23 protein-coding genes are annotated in these 19,761 nt (G+C 54.6%); 14 read left to right on the top strand and 9 right to left on the bottom strand.

Annotated elements, in window-relative coordinates; genetic code table 11:
• The 11 genes from H7B90_RS11050 to H7B90_RS11000 form a co-directional block, all read left to right on the top strand.
• Positions 1 to 238 (top strand): hypothetical protein (locus tag H7B90_RS11050; protein WP_376701726.1); only part of this gene is annotated, 238 nt, incomplete at its 5' end.
• 57 nt (positions 239 to 295) lie between these two features.
• Entirely contained in the window at positions 296 to 913 is a 618-nt protein-coding gene (locus H7B90_RS11045) for an NADPH-dependent F420 reductase (RefSeq protein ID WP_185135926.1), read from the top strand.
• 114 nt (positions 914 to 1,027) lie between these two features.
• Positions 1,028 to 2,239 carry a MerR family transcriptional regulator gene (locus H7B90_RS11040; protein ID WP_185135925.1) on the top strand — a complete coding sequence of 404 codons (1,212 nt, stop codon included), beginning with the start codon at positions 1,028 to 1,030 and terminating at the stop codon, positions 2,237 to 2,239.
• A 102-nt stretch (positions 2,240 to 2,341) separates the two neighbouring features.
• On the top strand, positions 2,342 to 3,349 hold the full coding sequence (gene nudK / locus H7B90_RS11035; protein ID WP_306421786.1) for a GDP-mannose pyrophosphatase NudK: 1,008 nt from the start codon (positions 2,342 to 2,344) through the stop codon (positions 3,347 to 3,349).
• Positions 3,350 to 3,414: 65 nt separating this feature from the next.
• Positions 3,415 to 3,858, top strand: a complete 444-nt coding sequence (locus tag H7B90_RS11030) for a cell wall hydrolase (protein WP_185135923.1) — start codon at positions 3,415 to 3,417, stop codon at positions 3,856 to 3,858.
• A 171-nt stretch (positions 3,859 to 4,029) separates the two neighbouring features.
• Positions 4,030 to 4,338 (top strand): PadR family transcriptional regulator, encoded by a 309-nt coding sequence (locus tag H7B90_RS11025; protein WP_185135930.1) that lies wholly within the window; start codon positions 4,030 to 4,032, stop codon positions 4,336 to 4,338.
• Positions 4,335 to 4,682, top strand: coding sequence for a DUF1048 domain-containing protein (locus H7B90_RS11020; protein WP_185135922.1), 348 nt, complete (start codon positions 4,335 to 4,337; stop codon positions 4,680 to 4,682). The genes H7B90_RS11025 and H7B90_RS11020 overlap by 4 nt, the downstream gene beginning before the upstream one ends.
• A 9-nt stretch (positions 4,683 to 4,691) precedes the next feature.
• A complete protein-coding gene (locus H7B90_RS11015) occupies positions 4,692 to 5,054 on the top strand; it encodes a DUF1048 domain-containing protein (protein WP_185135921.1) in 363 nt (120 codons plus the stop codon).
• 4 nt (positions 5,055 to 5,058) lie between these two features.
• The gene (locus H7B90_RS11010) at positions 5,059 to 5,817 is read left to right on the top strand and encodes an ABC transporter ATP-binding protein (RefSeq protein ID WP_185135920.1); all 759 of its coding nucleotides are present in this window, start codon (positions 5,059 to 5,061) and stop codon (positions 5,815 to 5,817) included.
• Positions 5,818 to 6,588, top strand: coding sequence for an ABC transporter permease (locus H7B90_RS11005; RefSeq protein ID WP_185135919.1), 771 nt, complete (start codon positions 5,818 to 5,820; stop codon positions 6,586 to 6,588).
• A gap of 88 nt (positions 6,589 to 6,676) precedes the next feature.
• Positions 6,677 to 6,985 carry a hypothetical protein gene (locus H7B90_RS11000; protein ID WP_185135918.1) on the top strand — a complete coding sequence of 103 codons (309 nt, stop codon included), beginning with the start codon at positions 6,677 to 6,679 and terminating at the stop codon, positions 6,983 to 6,985.
• A gap of 23 nt (positions 6,986 to 7,008) precedes the next feature.
• Here the strand turns inward: H7B90_RS11000 and H7B90_RS10995 are convergent, their stop codons facing one another.
• Positions 7,009 to 7,215: a cold-shock protein gene (locus tag H7B90_RS10995; RefSeq protein WP_373315984.1), complete on the bottom strand. Its 207-nt coding sequence runs from the start codon at positions 7,213 to 7,215 to the stop codon at positions 7,009 to 7,011.
• A 277-nt stretch (positions 7,216 to 7,492) separates the two neighbouring features.
• Here H7B90_RS10995 and H7B90_RS10990 point away from each other — a divergent pair, with 277 nt between their 5' ends.
• Entirely contained in the window at positions 7,493 to 7,789 is a 297-nt protein-coding gene (locus H7B90_RS10990; protein WP_185135928.1) for a hypothetical protein, read from the top strand.
• 56 nt (positions 7,790 to 7,845) lie between these two features.
• Here the strand turns inward: H7B90_RS10990 and arsC are convergent, their stop codons facing one another.
• From arsC to H7B90_RS10975, 3 genes are read right to left on the bottom strand one after another with little or no spacing between them, the layout of a single operon-like run.
• The gene (arsC, locus tag H7B90_RS10985; protein ID WP_185135917.1) at positions 7,846 to 8,271 is read right to left on the bottom strand and encodes an arsenate reductase (thioredoxin); all 426 of its coding nucleotides are present in this window, start codon (positions 8,269 to 8,271) and stop codon (positions 7,846 to 7,848) included.
• 34 nt (positions 8,272 to 8,305) lie between these two features.
• A complete protein-coding gene (locus tag H7B90_RS10980; protein ID WP_185135916.1) occupies positions 8,306 to 9,598 on the bottom strand; it encodes an arsenic transporter in 1,293 nt (430 codons plus the stop codon).
• A gap of 12 nt (positions 9,599 to 9,610) precedes the next feature.
• On the bottom strand, positions 9,611 to 9,934 hold the full coding sequence (locus tag H7B90_RS10975) for an ArsR/SmtB family transcription factor (protein ID WP_185135915.1): 324 nt from the start codon (positions 9,932 to 9,934) through the stop codon (positions 9,611 to 9,613).
• A gap of 219 nt (positions 9,935 to 10,153) precedes the next feature.
• Here H7B90_RS10975 and rarD point away from each other — a divergent pair, with 219 nt between their 5' ends.
• Positions 10,154 to 11,026: an EamA family transporter RarD gene (gene rarD / locus H7B90_RS10970; protein ID WP_185135914.1), complete on the top strand. Its 873-nt coding sequence runs from the start codon at positions 10,154 to 10,156 to the stop codon at positions 11,024 to 11,026.
• Positions 11,027 to 11,182: 156 nt separating this feature from the next.
• Here rarD and H7B90_RS10965 read toward each other — a convergent pair whose 3' ends face one another.
• The 3 genes from H7B90_RS10965 to H7B90_RS10955 form a co-directional block, all read right to left on the bottom strand.
• On the bottom strand, positions 11,183 to 11,881 hold the full coding sequence (locus H7B90_RS10965; RefSeq protein ID WP_185135913.1) for a hypothetical protein: 699 nt from the start codon (positions 11,879 to 11,881) through the stop codon (positions 11,183 to 11,185).
• On the bottom strand, positions 11,878 to 12,129 hold the full coding sequence (locus H7B90_RS10960) for a DUF8691 family protein (RefSeq protein WP_185135912.1): 252 nt from the start codon (positions 12,127 to 12,129) through the stop codon (positions 11,878 to 11,880). Before H7B90_RS10960 ends, H7B90_RS10965 begins: the two co-directional genes overlap by 4 nt.
• Before the next feature lie 194 nt (positions 12,130 to 12,323).
• Positions 12,324 to 15,059, bottom strand: a complete 2,736-nt coding sequence (locus H7B90_RS10955; RefSeq protein WP_185135911.1) for a winged helix-turn-helix domain-containing protein — start codon at positions 15,057 to 15,059, stop codon at positions 12,324 to 12,326.
• Between the two features lie 386 nt (positions 15,060 to 15,445).
• Here H7B90_RS10955 and H7B90_RS10950 point away from each other — a divergent pair, with 386 nt between their 5' ends.
• Positions 15,446 to 16,063: a hypothetical protein gene (locus tag H7B90_RS10950; RefSeq protein WP_185135910.1), complete on the top strand. Its 618-nt coding sequence runs from the start codon at positions 15,446 to 15,448 to the stop codon at positions 16,061 to 16,063.
• A gap of 643 nt (positions 16,064 to 16,706) precedes the next feature.
• Here H7B90_RS10950 and H7B90_RS10945 read toward each other — a convergent pair.
• Both H7B90_RS10945 and H7B90_RS10940 read right to left on the bottom strand, forming a co-directional pair.
• Positions 16,707 to 17,501, bottom strand: coding sequence for an amidase domain-containing protein (locus tag H7B90_RS10945; RefSeq protein ID WP_311772712.1), 795 nt, complete (start codon positions 17,499 to 17,501; stop codon positions 16,707 to 16,709).
• A 455-nt stretch (positions 17,502 to 17,956) separates the two neighbouring features.
• Entirely contained in the window at positions 17,957 to 19,441 is a 1,485-nt protein-coding gene (locus tag H7B90_RS10940; RefSeq protein ID WP_185135908.1) for an oligosaccharide flippase family protein, read from the bottom strand.
• Positions 19,442 to 19,761: the final 320 nt, after the last annotated feature.

The raw sequence follows: 19,761 nt of genomic DNA, 5'->3' as shown, positions 1-19,761 counted from the left end.
TTTCTCTCTGCGAAAGTTGAGTTTGGAAGAAATCAAGTCGTACCTGAGTACGAACCGCTGCGTGACCGAACGCTCTTCGATGCGCGACGGAGACGAAGCCGTTCTCCGGGATCGGATCGGCTTGTTGACGGACCACTTGGCCCGCATGGAGACGCAGCGCCGCGAACTCGACGAGCTGATCGATCGGACGAGAGGCAACCTTCGCCTGTACAACGAGCTGTTGGACGGGACGCCGTAAATGGATTCGAAATCCGGCGTTCGAGCCTCCTAAATCATTGGCAGAGGAGAGGTAAACATGAACATGGCCATAATCGGGTCGGGACATATTGGCGGCACGTTAGGGAGAGCGTGGGCGAAGAAAGGGCATCGGGTGACGTTCGGTTCGCGGGACCCGCAAGGCGACCGGATGCGAGCGCTGCTCGAATCGATCGGCCCGAACGCCTCGGCGGCGTCCGTCCAGGAAGCGTCCTTATCCGGCGATCTGATCGTGCTGGCCGTTCCCGGCACGGAGATCGAGCGAGTGCTGGAGGAAGCGGGAGAGCTGCGAGGGAAAATCGTCGTCAATGCGACGATTTTGTTCGACGGGCGATCGGCGGACGCTGAAGTTCGGAGGCTTGCGGAGGGCGCACGCGTCGTGCGGGCGTTCCATACGTCGACGTGGGAGGCGCTCGCGAACCCGCGGTTCGGCGGGGGGAACGCCACGCTCTTCATGAGCGGCGAGGACGAAGATGCCAAGCGGACCGTCTATCGGCTCGGCGCGGAAGCGGGATTCGACATGGTCGACGCGGGCGGCGCCGAAGCGATGGCCGAGATCGAGAAGGCGCTCTTTACGTTCTGGACCGTGCTCTCGCCGAAGTTCGGCCGCGACTACGCAATCCGGGTGCTGAGAAGGGAAGAAGCGCAGCCGTATTAAACCGAGGCCTGCCGGGGAAGAGCCGCTCGCGGCCGAGAGGGGCTGACAGGTAAGCGAACCGACCTTCGGAAGGGCAAACCCACTAAGACCATCGAAGGGAACAGGGCGGAGAACGTGCAAACTCGAGAACAGATGAGCGACTATCGGACGACGGGCCAGATCGCGAAGGAAACCGGTCTTACGCTGAGAACGTTAAGATATTACGATCAGATCGGTCTGTTGAAGCCGTCGAGCTACGGCCAATCGTCGCAGCGGTTGTATAGCCGGTCGGACTTGGTTAAGCTTCAGCATATTCAAACCTTGAAGTATATCGGTTTATCGCTTAGCGAAATTAAACGAATCGTCGCCGCAAGCCGGATTCAGGAACAGGATCTGCGAAGTTCGTTAAACATGCAGAGAGAGATTCTTTTACAGAAGTCCGCGGATCTGCAATTCGTTCTGAAAGCGATCAATGAAGCGATAGAGAAGCTGATGCGCTCCGGCAAGGATGAAGAGGTCGATTGGAAGGCGTTGGCTGAACTTATTCATGCGGTCCATACGGAGAAGGATTGGGTCCAGCAATATCATCTCGCGAACCGACTCCAAACGAGAATCGAATTGTATGAGAAATGCGGAGTTAACAAGCAAGGGTGGCATCGTTGGTTCTTCGAGCATTTAGGCAGGGAGCCTAATCTCCGAATATTGGAGATCGGCTGCGGGGACGGAACTCTATGGGCGAAGAATGCGGATCGAATACCCGAATCGTGGAAAATTACGGTAACCGACCTGTCGCCCGGCATGCTCGAGGAAGCCCGAAGGAATATCCGCAATACGACGGGTTCATTCAAATTCATGCTCGTGGACGTTCAGTCGATTCCGTATCACGACGAAGAATTCGACATCGTGATCGCCAATCATATGCTCTATCACGTGCCTGACATTCCCAAGGCGCTTGCCGAAATCCGCCGGGTGATGAAGCCCGGAGCCCGGTTCTATACATCGACCATGAGCAAGCGCCACTTGCATGAGATCGATCGGCTGGCGCAGGCGTTCGATCCGGATATGAAGGTGCTGGATCCGATCATGGAGAGGTTCGAACTTGACCATGGAGGCGAGCTGCTCGCCAAGGAGTTCGCGGAAGCGAAGACCTTCCGTTACGAAGATCAATTAATCGTTCACGACGTACAGCCGCTGCTTCGCTATATGACCTCGACCCCCATGAACGCGAGAACTAAACTGGTCGGCGCGAGGCGGAAGCTGTTCGCTGCGTATTTGCAAAACGAACTGAATCTTGAAGGGAGCATTCGGATTACCACGGATTCCGGCTTTTTCCTCGCACGCAGATGACGCCATTTGAAGGGGGCTGTTCCTTTGGAACGCCCCTTTTTTTTCTTTTCGCCAAAATAGTGCTTGTAGGTGACGTTACGTAACCCAATATACTCAAAACCAATGAAAGGGAGGGAATGGAACATGAATCCGAAGATCCGAATCGTAAACGAAGAAATTTTATCCGACAACTGGTACCTGCTAAAGAAAATCACTTACATGAGCGAGGCGAAGGACGGCTCTTGGACGAGCCAGTCCAGGGAATCTTACGACCGCGGGAACGGAGCCACGATCCTGCTCTACAACCGAGAGCGGCAAACGGTGATATTAACGCGGCAATTTCGAATTCCCACCTACGTGAACGGGAACGAGACGGGCATGTTGATCGAAGCTTGCGCCGGCTTGTTGGACAAGGAGAGCCCGGAAGACAGCATCCGACGGGAGGCGGAAGAGGAGACCGGATACAGGATCGCCAATGTGCGGAAAATAGGCGAAGCCTACATGTCGCCGGGCTCCGTGACCGAAATATTGCATTTTTTTGTCGCGGAGTACACGCCGGCGATGAAAGTGGGGGAAGGCGGCGGGGTCGAGGAAGAGCAGGAGAATATCGAAGTACTGGAGTATCCCTTCCAGCGGGCGCTCGAAATGATCGAAGAGGGAGAGATCAGAGACGCGAAAACGATCATGCTTCTTCAATACGCGCAGATCAACCGGCTCCTGGAATCCCGGCCAAGACAGCTGCAGATCCTGATCGCCGGACCGTATCGTTCGGGGACGGGAGACGATCCGAATTTGATCCGGCGCAACATGGATTTCATGAACGAGATTGCGCTTAAAGTCTATGAGGCAGGCCATTTGCCTGTATTGGGCGAATGGTATGCGCTGCCGTTAATCGAGCAATCCGGATCGCAGAGGATTGGGGACGAGATTTTTGATCGCATTTTCCACCCGTCCTCGGTCAGGCTCTTGAAGCATTGCGACGCGGTGCTTCGGATTGGCGGACCCTCCCAAGGCGCGGATGAGATGGTGACGACGGCTATGGCAATGGGCAAGACGATTTATCGCGATCTTCAAGAGATCCCGCCTTGCCTTTCGAATCTTACAGTCCCTTCTGGGGAGACCGAACTTTAGGGGCCCGAGTAACACATCCGCTTCGCCTACATATGATGAGCCTAGAAATCAAAAGAGGTGAGCCGATGGCAGTCGTAAAAGCCAGGCAACAGGATATCGATATGTTGGCCAGGTTGCTTCGGGCCGAAGCCGAGACCGAAGGCGAAATGGGCATGCTCCTAGTTGGAAATGTAGGCATTAACCGTATAAGAGCGAATTGCTCCGATTTCAAGGGAATCCGGACCATTCCCCAAATGATCAACCAGGAGCATGCGTTCGAAGCGTTGCAACACGGTTTGTTCTATCAAAGCGCAAGAGATCGGGAACGCCGTCTGGCGCAACGGGTTGTGAACGGGGAGCGGAATTGGCCGGCCAAATTCTCCCTTTGGTATTTCCGTCCGGGTTCGTTCGAGAATCCCGGCCCCTGTCCGCCGACCTGGTATGATCAGCCGCTCGCAGGACGCTGGAAGAAGCACTGCTTTTTTGAACCGACTGCGGAAGAATGCGAAAATGTATATAATACGTTTTAGTTGACTAGAGCTTATCTCATGAGGCGCCGCGTAAAACGCGGCTTTTTTTTTGAGTTCGGCGGAATGTTGACACTCCAGCTACTGCGTGTTACTGTATAGCTGTAGTAAGTAATACTGCATACTGGTGATACAGAATAGCATGGGGTGATTGCGCTGGATAACCTTACGGAAATGCTCAAAGGGGTGCTTGAGGGCTGCGTCCTTGAAATTATCAGCCGCCGAGAAACGTACGGCTACGAAATCACGCGGCGGCTGAACGCCCTCGGCTTCTCGGATGTTGTAGAGGGAACGGTGTACACCATCTTGATCCGGCTTGAGAAAAACAAGTTGGTGGAGATCACCAAGAAGCCCTCCGACATGGGGCCGCCGCGCAAGTTTTTCGCGCTCAACGACGCGGGGCGCAAGGAACTGCAGAAGTTCTGGGACAAATGGGAGTTCTTATCGTCGAAGATTAACGAGTTAAGGGAGGACCATCCATGAATTTGTGGGAGAAAGTAACCGGAAGCGACATGACTAAGGAATATAAAGCCTTCGAATCGCGGGTCAGAAAGCTGCCGGCCGATTATCAAGCGGCCTGGGGAAAAATCAATGCCCATCTTTGGCCGCACTCCGATTTTACCGGTCGCAATCTTATGCCCATTCTTGACGGCGTACTTGGCCTGCTCGAAGAGACGGCGGCGGACGGTCAGAGCGTCCAGGAGGTATTGGGCGACGATATCGAAGGCTTCTGTTCGGCGCTGGCCGGCGAAGCGGGGGCAAAGACTTATCGGGACAAATGGCGCGAGCAGCTCAACCATACGATCGCGAAAAAATTAGGCAAATAGGAGGATCCTATGAGCATAAAAGACATCATCGAAGGCAAAAAAGAGTGGCGAGCGCACATAGCGCGCGTCAAAGCGCTCCCGAAAGATTATCAGATCGTTTATAAAGAGATTCAAAAGTATCTCTTTAAGGTCGGCCCTGTCGAGCTAACCGAAGGGACGGGGCTGCTCTCGGGGATCGTCGATCTATTCGAAGAAGGCGCGGCCTTGGGCAAAGGCGTGCTCGAAGTGACGGGCCGGGACGTAGCGGCTTTCTGCGACGATCTCGTCAAAGATTCTAAAACGTATGCGGACCTCTATCAAGAATCGGTTGCCCGAGAAAGCAACAAAGCCATAAATAAGGTTGCGGATAAAACCAAGAAAAAAGGGGGATAACGAAATGGCACCAGCCATTGAAGTGAGAAGTCTGCGCAAATCCTATAAAGACTTGGCCGTCCTAAAGGGCGTCGATTTTGAAGTGAAGCGAGGCGAGATATTCGCCCTGCTTGGCTCCAACGGAGCGGGCAAGACGACGATTGTCAGAATCCTCGCCACGCTGCTCAAACAGGATGGAGGCACCGCCGTCGTAAACGGCTTCGATGTCGCGTCGAAGCCGGACGGCGTCCGGCAGTCGATCAGCCTGACCGGGCAATTCGCGGCGGTGGATGAGGTATTGACCGGGCGGGAGAATCTGGTCATGCTCGCCAAGCTGCGTCACCTTCCCCATCCGCGTCAGGTTGCGGACGACATGCTTAAGCGCTTCGGTCTGACCGAGGCCGCCGACCGCAGGGCGTCCACATATTCGGGCGGCATGCGCCGCAGGCTCGACATCGCCTTGAGTCTCGTGGGCAAGCCGCAGATCCTCTTCCTCGACGAGCCGACTACCGGGCTGGACCCCGAGTCTCGCATCGAGGTGTGGAAGATCGTCAAGGAGCTTGCCGACGGAGGGACGACGATTTTTCTCACCACGCAGTATTTGGAAGAGGCCGAGCAGTTGGCGGACCGCATCGCCATTCTGCACGAAGGCCGAATTATCGCGAGCGGCACGCTCTCGGAGCTGAAGAAGCTGTTCCCGCAAGCGAAGGTCGAGTATGTGGAGAAGCAGCCGTCGCTCGAGGAGATCTTCCTCGCCATCGTCGGCAAGAAGGAGGCTATTTAAATGGAGACGGCCAAGAACCATTTTCTCAGCGATATGGGCGTTATGCTCGGGCGTTCCATGCGCCACATCTTCCGCAGCATGGACACCATCATCACGGTCTGCATCACTCCGATCGCGTTGATGCTGCTGTTCGTCTACGTGTTCGGCGGCGCCATTCAAGCCGGTACGGACAACTATGTGAACTACCTGCTGCCCGGCATCCTGCTGATCGCGATTGCAAGCGGCATCTCCTATACGGCGTACCGCCTGTACCTGGATAAGCAGCGGGGCATCATCGAACGGTTCCACTCCATGCCGATCGCGCGTTCCGCGGTGCTGTGGGGGCATGTGCTGACCTCGGTCGTATCCAACGTCATTACGGTCGTCATCATCGTTCTCATAGCGCTCGCGATGGGCTTCCGTTCGTCGGCGGGAATCCTGCCGTGGCTTGCCGTAGCCGGTATCCTCGTGCTGTTCACGCTGGCCTTGACCTGGGTCGCGGCGATCGCCGGACTGTCCGCCAAGTCGGTGGAAGGGGCAAGCGCGTTCTCCTATCCGCTCCTCTTCCTGCCGTTTATCAGCTCGGCGTTCGTGCCGACCGATTCGATGCCGCGCGTCGTTCGCGTCTTCGCCGAGAACCAGCCGGTCACCTCGATCGTGGAAGCGATCCGCGCGCTGCTGTCGGGGCAGCCGGTAGGCCACGACATCTGGGTCGCGCTGGCGTGGTGCGTCGGAATTATGCTGGTAGCTTATATTTTCGCGATTCGCGCGTACAAACGGAAAGGCGTATAGCTTAAGGATCATAAGAAGCCCTTGCATCCTGCCCTCATCCTAGTCACAATAAGGAAGGGGTTGAGTCATCAAAGGCGGAGGTATTTCCATGAGTCAGCGTTTTCGGATTACAAGATCCTTCCAGGAGAACAATCAGGACAAAGCGATCTCGTTAGAGGAGTGCAAACGTTATTTTGCATCCAAACCCGGTTTTACTTACTCGCCCGTATTCACCGTATCCGGTTCTTCAAGCACGATGACGATTGACGGGGATTTTTTCATGTGGAGCTTTGAAGAGAGATCCATTCCCTTTCGGCATTATGACGGGGATTTGTATGTAGCGGTTTCAAACGAAGAGGTTATTCCCAAGATGATTGAGATCGCCAGCGAGCTAAACGCAGATATTACAGAGGGGTAGCAGAGGGAAGCCCTCTGCGTTTGTCAGCTCCGTCCTTTGTTCGTATTGACGATGATCGGAAGCATCTTCACGCTTCTCACCATGGGGGACTGGCAAATCGAGCACACAGGCACGTCCGCAAACGAGAAATTGTCGCGGATCCACCCTTTGCAGTCCTTATGCGTACAGCTCCAGATGACCGTCTCTTCATGCGGGAGATCTTCTACCGGTTTGCCGCGATAAGCCAACATGAATCCCTCCTCTAATGTTAAAGCTGCCTTTAACGCGGTGTTAAGGGCAGCTTTATCGTCTTGGTTTGCAATTGGTTAACCTGATGTTCCCGGATAAACAAAAATCACATCTGGAAAAGGCGCTATCCGCAAAACGAGAACCCCTTCAACATGTGATTTATTGATTAATTAACGTTCAAATAATGATACCACAGTACAACACACAAATCAAGAAGTATGGTATCATGAAGGATAACCTGATTTAGGAGTGATCCGTCTGAAGAAAAGAAACAAGCCGATTTCCTTTGATGAATTGCTAAAAGAGCTTCAAGGCGCGAAATCGAATGAAGGCGCCCCAAATCACGTATCCTTAGATACGTTATTTCATGAGACCTTTATGAGCCGGTACTCTTCCTTCAACAGTTTTGCCGAATTTCTCCGCAAGGGGAACTTCGACGTCAAAACCATGGAAGACATCGATAACATCCCCGAAGAGCTGTTCGATCGGCATGTCGACCGGGAGACCGACTTCGGCAGCTGGAAGTCGATGCTGGACCGGGCTAATAAAGAATATGAGGCCGGCCATCGAGGATAGCGGCATCGGAGATGAACATAATGGACGATCCCGGCCTTTGGGGCGAGATCGTCTTTTTACTCTCCATCTTGAACGAATTTCTCTATACGGGATTTGATGGCGTCTCGAACATTGCGGAATTGGGCCATGATTGCTTCCTCGGTGCCGGTGGCTTTGGCGGGGTCGTCGAAGCCCCAATGCCGCTTGATTACGTTCGGGTTCATGATGACCGGGCAATGTTCATCGGCATGCCCGCAAAGGGTGATGACGTATGCCGCGCGATTGAGGATCTCCGGGTCGATGACGTCGGAGCTGTTGCCGCCGATGTCGACGCCATCTTCCTTCATGACTTGAACGGCGCGGGGATTGAGGCCATGCGCCTCAAGGCCTGCGCTTCTGACTTCATACCTCTCCCCGCCAAGCGCATTCAGATAGCCGTCGGCGATTTGGCTGCGGCAAGAGTTCCCCGTACATAGAAAGTAAACCAGCGGTTTATCGCTCATTTTTCAACTGCTCCTTTATAGGTTTGATGAGAAATCAATGAACGACTATCAGCCATAAGAACAAGCCGCAAAGCGTAATAAGCAGAACGGGAAGGGTAAGGATAATTCCCGTTCGGAAGTACGCTCCCCACGATATTTGGACGCCCTTGCCGGATAGAACGTGGAGCCAGAGAAGGGTAGCGAGCGAACCGATCGGAGTCAGCTTCGGCCCAAGATCCGAACCGATCACATTGGCGTAGACGAACGCTTCCCGCAGCATGCCGGTCGGGCTTGTCCCATCGATGGCAAGCGCATTGATCATAACCGTAGGCATGTTGTTCATGAGGGAGGAGAGGATGGCCGCGAGGAAGCCGGAGCCGACCGTCGCGACGAACAGTCCTTGGTCGCCTGCCCACTTAAAGACGCTCCCGAGCTCATCCGTCAGCCCCACGTTCCGGAGCCCATAGACGACGACATACATGCCGATCGAGAAAACGACGACGGCCCACGGCGCGCTTTTAACGAGCTTCCAGGTATGAATATCCGGGCTCTGCCTAGCCAGAACCAGAAAGACGACGGCCGCGGCGCCGGCAATAATCGACACGGGAACTTCGATAAACTCGCTGGTTAAATAGGCGGCAAGCAGGACGGCCAAGATGACCCAGGAGATCTTGAACAACCGCCTATCCCGGATGGCATCGCCCGGCTTCTTCAGCTGCGCCCATTCATATCGCTTCGGAATGCTCCGGCGGTAGAACCCGTACAGAACAAGCAAACTGGCCGCCACCGAGAAGAGCGTAGGTACGATCATGCGGCTCGCGTACTCCGCGAACCCGATGCCGAAGAAATCGGACGATACGATGTTCACCAGGTTGCTGACGACGAGCGGCAGCGACGCCGTATCGGAGATGAATCCGCTCGCCATAATGAAGGGGAGGATCATCCGTTCATCGAACTTCAGCGCCCGAACCATCGCGAGGACGATCGGCGTTAAGATGAGAGCGGCTCCATCGTTGGCGAAGAAGAAGGCGACCGCAGCTCCAAGCAAGATCACATAGACGAACATAAGGGTGCCGTTCCCACGGGCCGAACGCGCCATATGAAGCGCGGCCCACTCGAAAAATCCGATATCGTCCAAGATCAGGGAGATCAGAATGACCGCTACGAAGGCAAGCGTGGCATTCCAAACTATCCGCGTAACGTCCCAGACGTCTTGGAGATCGACGACTCCGCATAGAAGGGCGATCATAGCGCCTCCGCAAGCGGACCAACCTATGTTCAACCCCTTCGGCTGCCAAATGACAAATCCCAAGGTGACGAGGAAAATCACAGAAGCCAGAGCAAGCATAGAACCTCCAAGTTAACAGCAGCTATTGGGTTTATGGGCATCGATCTTATCCTTCATGGATGGGAGTTGATTCAGAAGGTCCCATAAATACGGCTTGTCTTCCACGTTTAACGAATAATATATCCATGGACTGCGACGGGATTCGTTTACGATTCCGCCGGCCTTGAGCTTCTTCAGATGCTGGCTGATATTCGGTTGAGTCGTCTCCAGAATATCCACGATATCGCAGACGCACATCTCGCGTTCTCTCAACAGGGCAACGATCGTCAATCGGGTTTTATCCGACAGCAGCTTTAGAGTCTCCGTCAAGGACGCGATGGAATCTTCAACGGTCATCAATGCGCACCTTCCTCATTCCCATTCATGTTCCTTCATACGGCCCATTATATAATCATACAATTATATAATCAATAACTTATATGCGTTTCCGTTTAAGCGAAGAACCCCCCACGATGGATACACTCCGCTTCGTTCCAACCAATTATTTCCTTTGCCTAAGCTCGAATCGAGGCGTATAATCCGTTCAGATATCGGAGCGCGAAGCGGAGGATATATATGAACAACGGGTTGGTCAACGCAATTATCGCGTATATCATGTGGGGAGTTCTCCCGCTCTATTGGAAGCTGTTTAACGACGTGCCGGCAGGCGAGATTCTGTCGCATAGAGTCGTCTGGTCGTTCGTCTTCATGAGCATTCTTGTCGCGGTCCAGCGCCGATGGGGCGACATGAAGCGGATTGCGGCTAGCCGCGCGCTCCTGCTGCCGCTCGTCGCCAGCGGACTGCTGATCGCGGCGAATTGGCTTATCTTCATCTGGGCGGTCAACAACGGTCATGTCGTCGAGACAAGTCTCGGCTATTATTTGAACCCGTTGCTGAACGTGCTGCTGGCGGTCGTCTTCCTTCGCGAGAAGCCAAACCGCGGCCAATGGCTCGCGATTGCCATCGCTGCCGCCGCGGTGCTCCTCATCGCCATCGACTACGGCCGGTTCCCGTGGGTCGCGATCTCGCTGGCAGCGTCGTTCGGCTTGTACGGCTTCGCGAAGAAGAAGATCGTGCAGGACGCATCTGCTGGCTTGCTGTCGGAGACGGCCGTCGTCTTGCCCGTCGCGCTCGGCTACTGGATCTACTTGGCCGCCGCGGGTAAGACGACGGCATGGACGCTGCCTGCGTCCGAGTTCGTCGAACTGCTTCTGTCCGGCGCGGTAACGGCGCTGCCGCTGCTCTTCTTCGCTCGGGCGGCAGCCCGGATGTCGCTGTCCACGCTCGGCTTCGTCCAATACATCGGGCCGACGATCATGCTGTGTCTGAGCGTATTCGCGTTCAAGGAATCGGTCTCGCCGGTTCTGCTCGTCGGCTTCGCGCTCATCTGGACGGCGCTCGTCGTATACGCTGTAGCTTCGGTTCGCGCCGCGAGACTCGCGAATTAGCCATGTGCCGCCGACGGCAAACCAAAGGTTCGTTCATCTTTTTTTGCTGTCTCTAAGGAAGCGAAGCAACTGGAAAAAGCGTTCGACGGCGCGTTTTGAAGCTAGAAGCCGCGCGCTCCGGATGTTAGCGAGGAAATCGGCTCTTACGCGCTTGATTCAGCCGAGGACTTTTTTGCCGGCGCTTTGAAGATCGGAGACATCTTCCTTGCTCTCCCTGGACAAGGATCGCCAGAGAGAATAGCCCAGCCAAACCTGGGCCAGCCCAACAGGCACCGCCAAAAAACGATCGTACGGATGATGGACCAGCGAAGACAAAGGAAGAGGCAGAAGCGTTCCTAAGGCAAGCAAACCGGCCGCCCCGCGCGACAGGATGCGGGCGCGAAACGATGCGATGCCAAATAACAGGCCGCCGAGCAAGTATAGAATTCCCGTCAACATGTAAGTGATTTCTAGGGTTCCGAAGTACTCGCCGGAAGATCCCCCGGCGATCGCCAAGATGCTCTCCTCAAGCTTCGGAGACTCGGTTACGAGCGTCGGAGAGATAAGGGCTTCGACGAATTGAAAAGCCATCGTGAGCGAATAGAAGAGGCTTAGCGTGAGATAGCCGATCAGACCGAGCCAGCCGGACTCTGCCGCTTGCCTGGCGTAGATCCCCGTCATGCCGAGCAGGCCGATGAAGCACATGGCGATGCCCAAAAAGTGAACGAGGGCCCACCGATCGGTATTGACGGATGAAAGAATGTCCAGCGGATGGATCGTTTGAATGACGACAAACAGGATCCCTGACAACATAGCAGCTATACTGGCGATGCGGAAAAGACGCGAAACTACTGTCATTTTACTCTCTTTGTTCATAGGTTCGTCTCCTTCTTTTTTTGAATGACCGATACTAATGCAAGGCCGAGATCCCGCGTTTTTCTCAGCATGCCATGCAAGGCGGCCTGGTCGGCCACCGGACCGTAAAGAACGGTCGTTCCGTCGCCCTCGCGCGTCAGGCTCATCCCTTCGAACCAATCAGCCCATCTGGCATCCAAGTGCCCCTTAATGCGAATCTCGTAATATTCGTCGTGCCGGCTTTCCGTTGACCTTTGCGTTTCACTCATGATTAGCCACCTACATCACCCTCCTGCGGATTCGACTCCTGTCTACTCGTGTTCTTGCTAGATCCAATGATACGTGTTCATGTAGGGAGACCGCATCACCACATGTGGTGATTGATGCGGTGAATTGTTATTGGGAAACGCAAAAAGCCCCGGTTATTTTGCCAGGGCAGGAGGGGGGAGGGGCCGATCTTACGTTATAACAAATCGAGTTCCTCGGACCGTCGGACGGCTGCCCGGCGGTTGTTCACCCCGAGCTTGTCGTAGATGCGTCTGGTGTGGGTTCGCAGGGTGTTCAGGGAAACCATCAGCTCGCGGGCAATATCTGGTCCGCTTAGTTCGGTTCTGAGCATCCGAAGTACGTCGCGTTCACGTTCGCTAAGCGGTTCAAGCAGCGAATGGTTTGCAGCCGGTTGGGCCGATGTTTTGCCCTCGATTCGGACAAAAGCTTCCAGGAGCCTGCCAACATATTCCTTGGGGGCGAGTCCTTTTTTCGAGGCGGCTCCCAGCAGAACCTCCATAGGTTGGCCTTCGTCTACGAATATACGGAAGTATCCCTCCGGTTCAGCCAAAGTCAAGGCGCGCTCCAACGATCCAAGCGCAGCAGGCGTGTCTCCGTTCATTTGATGCGCAAGAGCCGTCACGATCATGATTTCGATCGCGCTTCCCGTCCTTTCGCCTTCTTCCGCCGCTTGACGGAGACGCTCAAGAAGTCCAATGGCCTCCTGTAAAAAGCTGTGTTCACGATCGCTTCGAAACCGGGCAAGAAGCAATCTGGCTAAAGTAATGTGCTCGAATTCGCGCAGGTAACTCAGTTCGTCCCGGGCGGTCAGGCCATGTGCGCGTGCCCATTCGAGCGCTTCGCGCAGCTTCCCTTGCGCGATCAGCACCTTTGCTCTCATCGCCGCCACAGGACGCACATTCGGGAAAAGATCGCCGACATAGAAGCGCTCCGCCTCGTCGAGGTGGTCGAGCGCGCTTAGCAAGTCACCTTGCGCCTCGCGTATTCGAGCCATCGCGACGTGCCAGCGATACCGGTATTGCGGAAATCCGGTATGCTCGCCTTGTTCCTCGCTTTTCAGCAGAAGCTGCATAGCGGTCTGCAGATCGTTGCGCTCGCGATGGATTTCGCCCATTCCCACGTACATGTCCGCCGTTCCCCGCATGACCGGATCGCCATACTCGATCGAAAGCTGCAATCCCCGCTCGTATAGGCTCATCGCCTGACGGAGACGGCCTTGGACGATTCGGATATCGGCAAGGGCGTTCGTGCCCCCGATCGCGTCGGAGATGTACCCGCCTTGCTGCACGTCGGCCATGCCATCAGCGAACAGACGATAAGCTTCATCGAGGCTCCCGCTTGTCCAGGAGGTGAGTCCAAGGAGAGCGGAGGCCGCTCCGCGCTTGAGATAGGCCTCTTTCGGCATGAGGTTCAGCACCAGTCGGGCGTAATTCATTGCATCGATTACATGGCCCGTCATTAGGGCAAGCGCTGACCGATACATGGCGATCGATCCAGGGAGACGGCGATATTCGGCTTCGTCTACGAATATCTTCACAGCCGAAGCCGAGCGGATATCCGGTCGTTCGTGCAACTCTGCCGTCGACTCCAGCCCGCTTTCGGCGTCCCGAAGCCGTTCTTCTACACCCTCCGACTTGCCGAAGGTCAACAGCGCCCCGGCATACCAAACGCTGAGCACGGGCCGGCGGCGAACCAGCTCGTCAGGCAGCGCCTTTAGCCAGCGCAGCAACGTAGCTTCCTGTCGAAGCTTGGCCATCGTCGGACAGGCCTGCTCGATCAGGTCCGCCGCTCGCGTGAAATCCTTAGCTGCGAGAGCATGGCGGATCGCATCGTCCGCGGAGCCGTTCCTCTCGTACCATATGCTTGCACGCCGATGCAGCGAACCGATTTGATCGGGCTGCTCCGCCTTCAAATGAGCGGAGAGGACATCCGCGAAGAGGTGATGGTAGCGGTACCACTGACGTCTGTCGTCCAGCGGCACGATAAAGAAATTGCCCTTCTCCAAATCGGATAACCGTACGTTGCCTTCCGCTTGGCCGGTGACGGCGTCGCACAGCGGGCCATGCAAACGGTCGAGAATGGATGTCTGCAGCAAAAATCTTCGGATGGGCTCCGGTTGGCGCTGCAGAACCTCTTCGGCCAAGTAGTCCACAATGTATCGATTGTCTCCGGAGAATGCCCGAATGAATGCGGGAATGTCCTCGCGACCTTGCATCGAGAGAGCCGCCAGCTGGAGTCCCGCAATCCAGCCTTCGGTCCGGGATTCCAGCGCAACCCTTTCGTCGGCCGTCAGATCCACGCCTATCGCTTGATGGAGGAACGCCGCTGCTTCTTCGGGAGTAAATCGAAGGTCGATGTCGCGCAGCTCGGTCAAGTGTCCTCTGGCGCGCAATCTGCCCAGGGGCAGCTGCGGATCTTCGCGAGTGGCGATGACCAGGTGCATTTGCGGAGGGAGGTGCTCGAGCAGGAAGAGGAGGGCATCGTCGATCCGTTCCGAATCGATGAGATGGTAATCGTCCAGGACGAGGACGATTTTGAACTGGAGGGCCGAGATCTCATTAAGCAGAACCGTGAGAACCGATTCGATCGGCGGGGATTGAGACGATTCGAAAGCGGTGAACGCGCTTTTTCCGACGCTCTCCGCAATAGACTGCACGGCAGCGATGAGATGAAGGAAGAAGCGCGTGGAGTCGTTGTCCCTTTCGTCCAGCGACAGCCAGGCGACAGCCCGATCGCAACCGTCGGCCCATTGGCCGACCAGCGTTGTTTTGCCGAAGCCGGCGGAGGCGGAGACGAGGGTCAGCTTGCGTTCCAGCCCCTCGTTCATCCGCTCGATCAGACGCGGGCGGAAGACAACCTTCGTTCGGGGCACGGGGATATAAAGCTTGCTCGCTAAAACCGGAATATTCATAGATTGTCCCGTCCGATGTCATTATTTCTTTCATTAAATATCATAACTTCAAAGTCAGTTTTTCACCATCCACTTTAATAGTTTTCAGAGGAATATGTAAAGACGATGTTTCATGAGGCTGACGCATGGATACCGGTGTTCATCCGCATATTCTCATGGTGTTTGGATAATTTAACCGTGAGGTGATTGAAGTGCGAAGAAAGATATTGCTCATATTACTGCTTAATATTCTGTTTTTTGCTACGCTTTGTTCAAGCACATCCGCACAAAGCGCGATGCCAATCGGGACTGAGATAGCTTCCGCTAACAATGAAAGGCGGCCAGATCCGGCATACGAGTTTGCCAAGGCTATAGCACGAAAGGACCTTAATCTGGCGCAAAAATACGTGGAGGATTTCGTCCAGATCCCAGAAATTCGGGAGAGTTCCGGGATTCACAGGTGTCAACTTGTTTCCTCCCCAGAAGAGGGTGTAAAAATCATGGTGGCACACTTTAAGGATGAGGTACTAAAAGGCGAGCGGCTAGCTTTTATTTGGGAAATAACAGTTAAGTACGACCGCATCACGAGGATCCGGGTACTATTCGACGGGGCCAACCCGCTGGTCGACGAGGCAAGGTTGATTAGAGAATATCAAAACAGGTATCGGCGGGACGTTCTAGTGCCCACCGAATTCCCGTTCAAAAAGGTGACCCAGTTTAATGGCTACATCGAGGACGACAGTTCGCTGGTGCTGGTCTATCGAAACGATGAAATGAACGGCTTTTTCCGGGTCATTGCTTCTCCGATCACGTTAGAATTGGAGCGATACAAGGGAAGGGACGACGTATATTGCACTCTGAAAGATGGTACAAAGGCGCTTTTCAGGCTAAAGTTCGAATTGGGTTACGAACTGCGATTCCAGAAGAACGGGATGCACTATACGCTTGCGATCGGGAATAAGAAGTATCTGAAGGTCGAATTTACACCGGAAGTTCTGATAAAGACTGCGAATTCAATGATATAGCGCATTTGCAATAACGGAGACGATATCAATGTAGCATCATCGGTACAAATTTTTGTCATCCGACATTAAGCGAGTAGCGTATCAGACAGCAGTCGTATTAGCTACATATGTATAAAATACGGGTTTTGTGAAAATGTATTGCTGGGTTAAGCAGATTCTGCTGAATTTCTTTGGATTTCAACCATCAAGCTTACATCCGAACTAAACTTGATTACGGGCCTGCTTAAACTGGCATTTCGATTGTTTATACTTTTTTTTTCGTCGATTCTGAATCAGAATCGTTTTCGTTTGCTGCATTTCAGCTTCAATGAGTTTGCTGCAGTTGTTTTTGTTGTGTAATTGTTGTATGAGCTCCTTAATAAACGGCGTTCATTCAACCAGACCAATCCAAGCACATGACATGAATTGAGCATTTCCGATATTCAAGGTTTTTACGGGCTATGCCATCACGTCATAACTAAATTGCAACCACATTCCGGTTCCATTGATTAAATGTTATTAGCTTCGAATCGTCGCATGGTGTTTTGCTTAATCCTATCTTGCCCCTTTTCCCAAAATGTAAACGCTTACAGACTTAATGTCTATCTGATCTCCATCATTACTCAAAGAAAATAGCCGCGCCAAGCGCGGCAGCAGCCTTTCATTATCGGATGTGGAAAAGCAAGTATTTCGTGGTTTTGTCCCATCCCAGGTCGAACGGAACCCGGTACCGATCGGTCGTATGACAATTAACCAGCGGATAGCCGTTCTCGTCGAATCCGACGATGACGGCGAAATGGTCGACGTCGCCCTTCTTAAGCTCGTAGCCGATCAGATCTCCCGGCTGCATGTCGCCGATATATCCTCGAGGATGATCCGGAGTCGGCAAAGCGATTTTCTCGAACGTTCCCTTAACGACCAAGCGGCCGTACCCGGAATAGAGCAGGAAATTCTTGAAGCCGTCGGTTCGAACCCAGGCATCGCTCCCTCCCGACGAATTCGCGAACCATTGGCTCGTCATCGGGAGACCTCCCCCCTCCTTCGGATCCCCGAGCACCTGGGAGACGAAGTTGGTGCAATCCCCGCCGAAGCCGGTATAATCCCTATACTTCCGGTTATACCGGTTCTGATTGCCGGCTCCCCATGCCAACCCCGCGTATTTATTCGCGTATCGGACGGCTTTAACCCGATCGTACCTCGTTTTGCCCGATGCCTGTCGATCGGAAGCGTTCCATTGCTGGTTAGCGCCGGGCCGACTTGGAAAAGCATGATCGCTATCGGAGATCAAGTCGGGATTCTCCTCAAGGGGATCCAAGTACCACTCGCGTTTGATTTTCCAGCCCTGATCCGATTTATGAAGAGTCAATACGTGCCGGGTGCCGAGTCCGAACGATTGCAGCCGCTCGACGGGAGCATTCAAATATCCGTATTCCAACAGTTCTCGATGAACAAGCGTCACGCGTACGGTATCTTCCGAGGAATGCATTCGGACGATTCGAATTTCGCTCTTGCTGCCCGCCAAAAGGAGGCTTCTTTTAAGCGCCCATGCCTGGATATACTCGCGCCGCTTTTTCTCATGATCGAGGGCGACCCGACCCGACTTTTCCGTTGTCACATAATAAGGATCTAAGCTGTCGGGAGAGCCCCGAACGAGGATTCCCGTTCTAGCCCGGAACACCTGATCCAAGTAGGCTGTCAATTCCTGTTCGTTCGCCTTTGCAGCTTCCGAGCCGGCTTCCGGCGGGCGCCAACACATAATCGCGATTGCAGCGAAGGATATCCGTAGCCAGTTGTTCATGCGAGCTCCTTCTGAACGTACAAATGTCGTCGACGCCGATTGCCTTCATCTCCAAGCGCTATGGACTAATATATCCATTGTCGGTCATGAAATTCCCGAGCGGGATTTTTTCAACGTCAACCAAGAAGCTTGAAGGTCTTCCGGCACCGGACGTACAGATACAACGCGGAGAACGCGGCGAGGAGAAAGGCTCCGGGCAGCGGACTCAACGCCTGCATTCCGCTCTCGGCGGCCAAAGCGCGGGTTCCGTGCACCGCCAACGCGGCAAGAACGAACACGGGAACGTCCATCAGCAAGGGCCGCAACAACCGGCGGTGCCGGCCGAACGCCCGGAGCGCTTGAAGATTCCATAATGCGAGCACCGCTTCCGTCGAGACGATTCCGATGGAGATGCTTATGTAGCCGAAGTCCGGAATGGACGCCAGTCCGTATATAAGCGCGATATTGAAGACAATCCCGATCATTAATCCGTATAAGGGCGTCGCTTTGCGATTTTGAGCCCACAATAGGCTGGTGGATACTTCGCGGAATCCCACGAGCAACGGAAGAATCGCGAGATATTGGATCGGCCGCTCCGCTTCCGGCGTTCCGAAGATCAACCTGGACAGTTCCGGCGCGAAAAGAAATAGGAAAGAACCGGATGCCAATCCCCACAGCCATCCTGCCTTAAATGCGGCGAACATTCGGCGCCGGAACTCGGCGACCCGGCCTTGTTCCCAATCGACGGTGATGCTCATCGTCAACGTATGCGACAGGGACGCCGTGAAGATCGTCGGAACGTAGGCCAAGATAACCGCCATTCCCGTCATAACGCCGTAAATCTCGGTCGCTTCCGTCGTCGTATAGCCAGCCGCCTTCAACCGGCTCGGAATAATCAGCATGTCCGTAAAATCGGATAACGGAATGAGCAGCCGGGTCGCGACGATGGCCAGCGATGTCTTCAGCAATAACGATAACGCGCCGCGCCATTCGGTCTCGGGGTTCGAACCGAGGGCGTATCGCCGGCGGCCTCGTCGAGCTAGCGGAACCGCCAACAGCAGGAGGGCCGCGAACGCCCCCGCCGCCGTTCCCAGTACGCTCCCCCCAACCGCTCGTCCGAGCCCTCCCGAGGAGAACGCGGGAACCGCGATCAACAGCGCGGCCACTCGAACGAATTGTTCCATCACTTCGGAGACGGCAATTCCGCGGAATCGCTGCAGCCCTTGCAAGTAACCTCTTACGAGGCTGAGAGCCGGAACGATGAACAGGGCCGGCGACAAGCAGCGTATCGTAAAATCCAGCTCCGGATACCCGAGGGAATGTGCGATTGTGTCGGAATAGCGGAAGGTTAGTATGCCTAAGGAGCCGCCGATCAAGAGGAGGCCCGCGGTCACGATTTTGAACAGCTTCCGTCCTTGGTCCGCATTCTTGGCCGTCGCCAACGCGAGCGCCGTCGGCAATCCGCCGGTCAAGAAGACCACGACGAGCCCGTAAAACGAATAGGCCGCTTGATACAGCCCGACGCCTTCCGCTCCGACCAATCGGGTCAGCGAGAGACGTCCGATTAACCCGATGAGTTTGACGACGAGGATCGCCTTGAACCGGAATAAGGTCTGTTCCAACGATCGGCCACCCCAATGCGTTGCGCCTGCAGCCAGCCGTAAGCCGACAAGCCGTATGTCCCAGTATATGACAAGCCTTCTGCCTATATGAAGGAAGAGATCGTTCTCCGAGAAAAGGGGAAAAACAAAAAAGAGAAGATTCCGAAGGATCTCCTCTCCCGTCTTACCGACAACCGAATGAACGGCTGCTGCTTGCCGACAACCGACCGCGACGATCGTCGCTGGGGTACGGTTGCTGCTTGCGCCTTGATAACCGGATACGAAACGTTTATGCGCTTAGAATCATCTTACCTGTGTTAGCTCATTTGGATAAGCCCTCG

The sequence above is a fragment of the Cohnella xylanilytica genome (assembly GCF_014212175.1).
Classification (GTDB): domain Bacteria; phylum Bacillota; class Bacilli; order Paenibacillales; family Paenibacillaceae; genus Cohnella; species Cohnella xylanilytica.
This window is presented reverse-complemented; position numbering and strand designations above follow the sequence as displayed.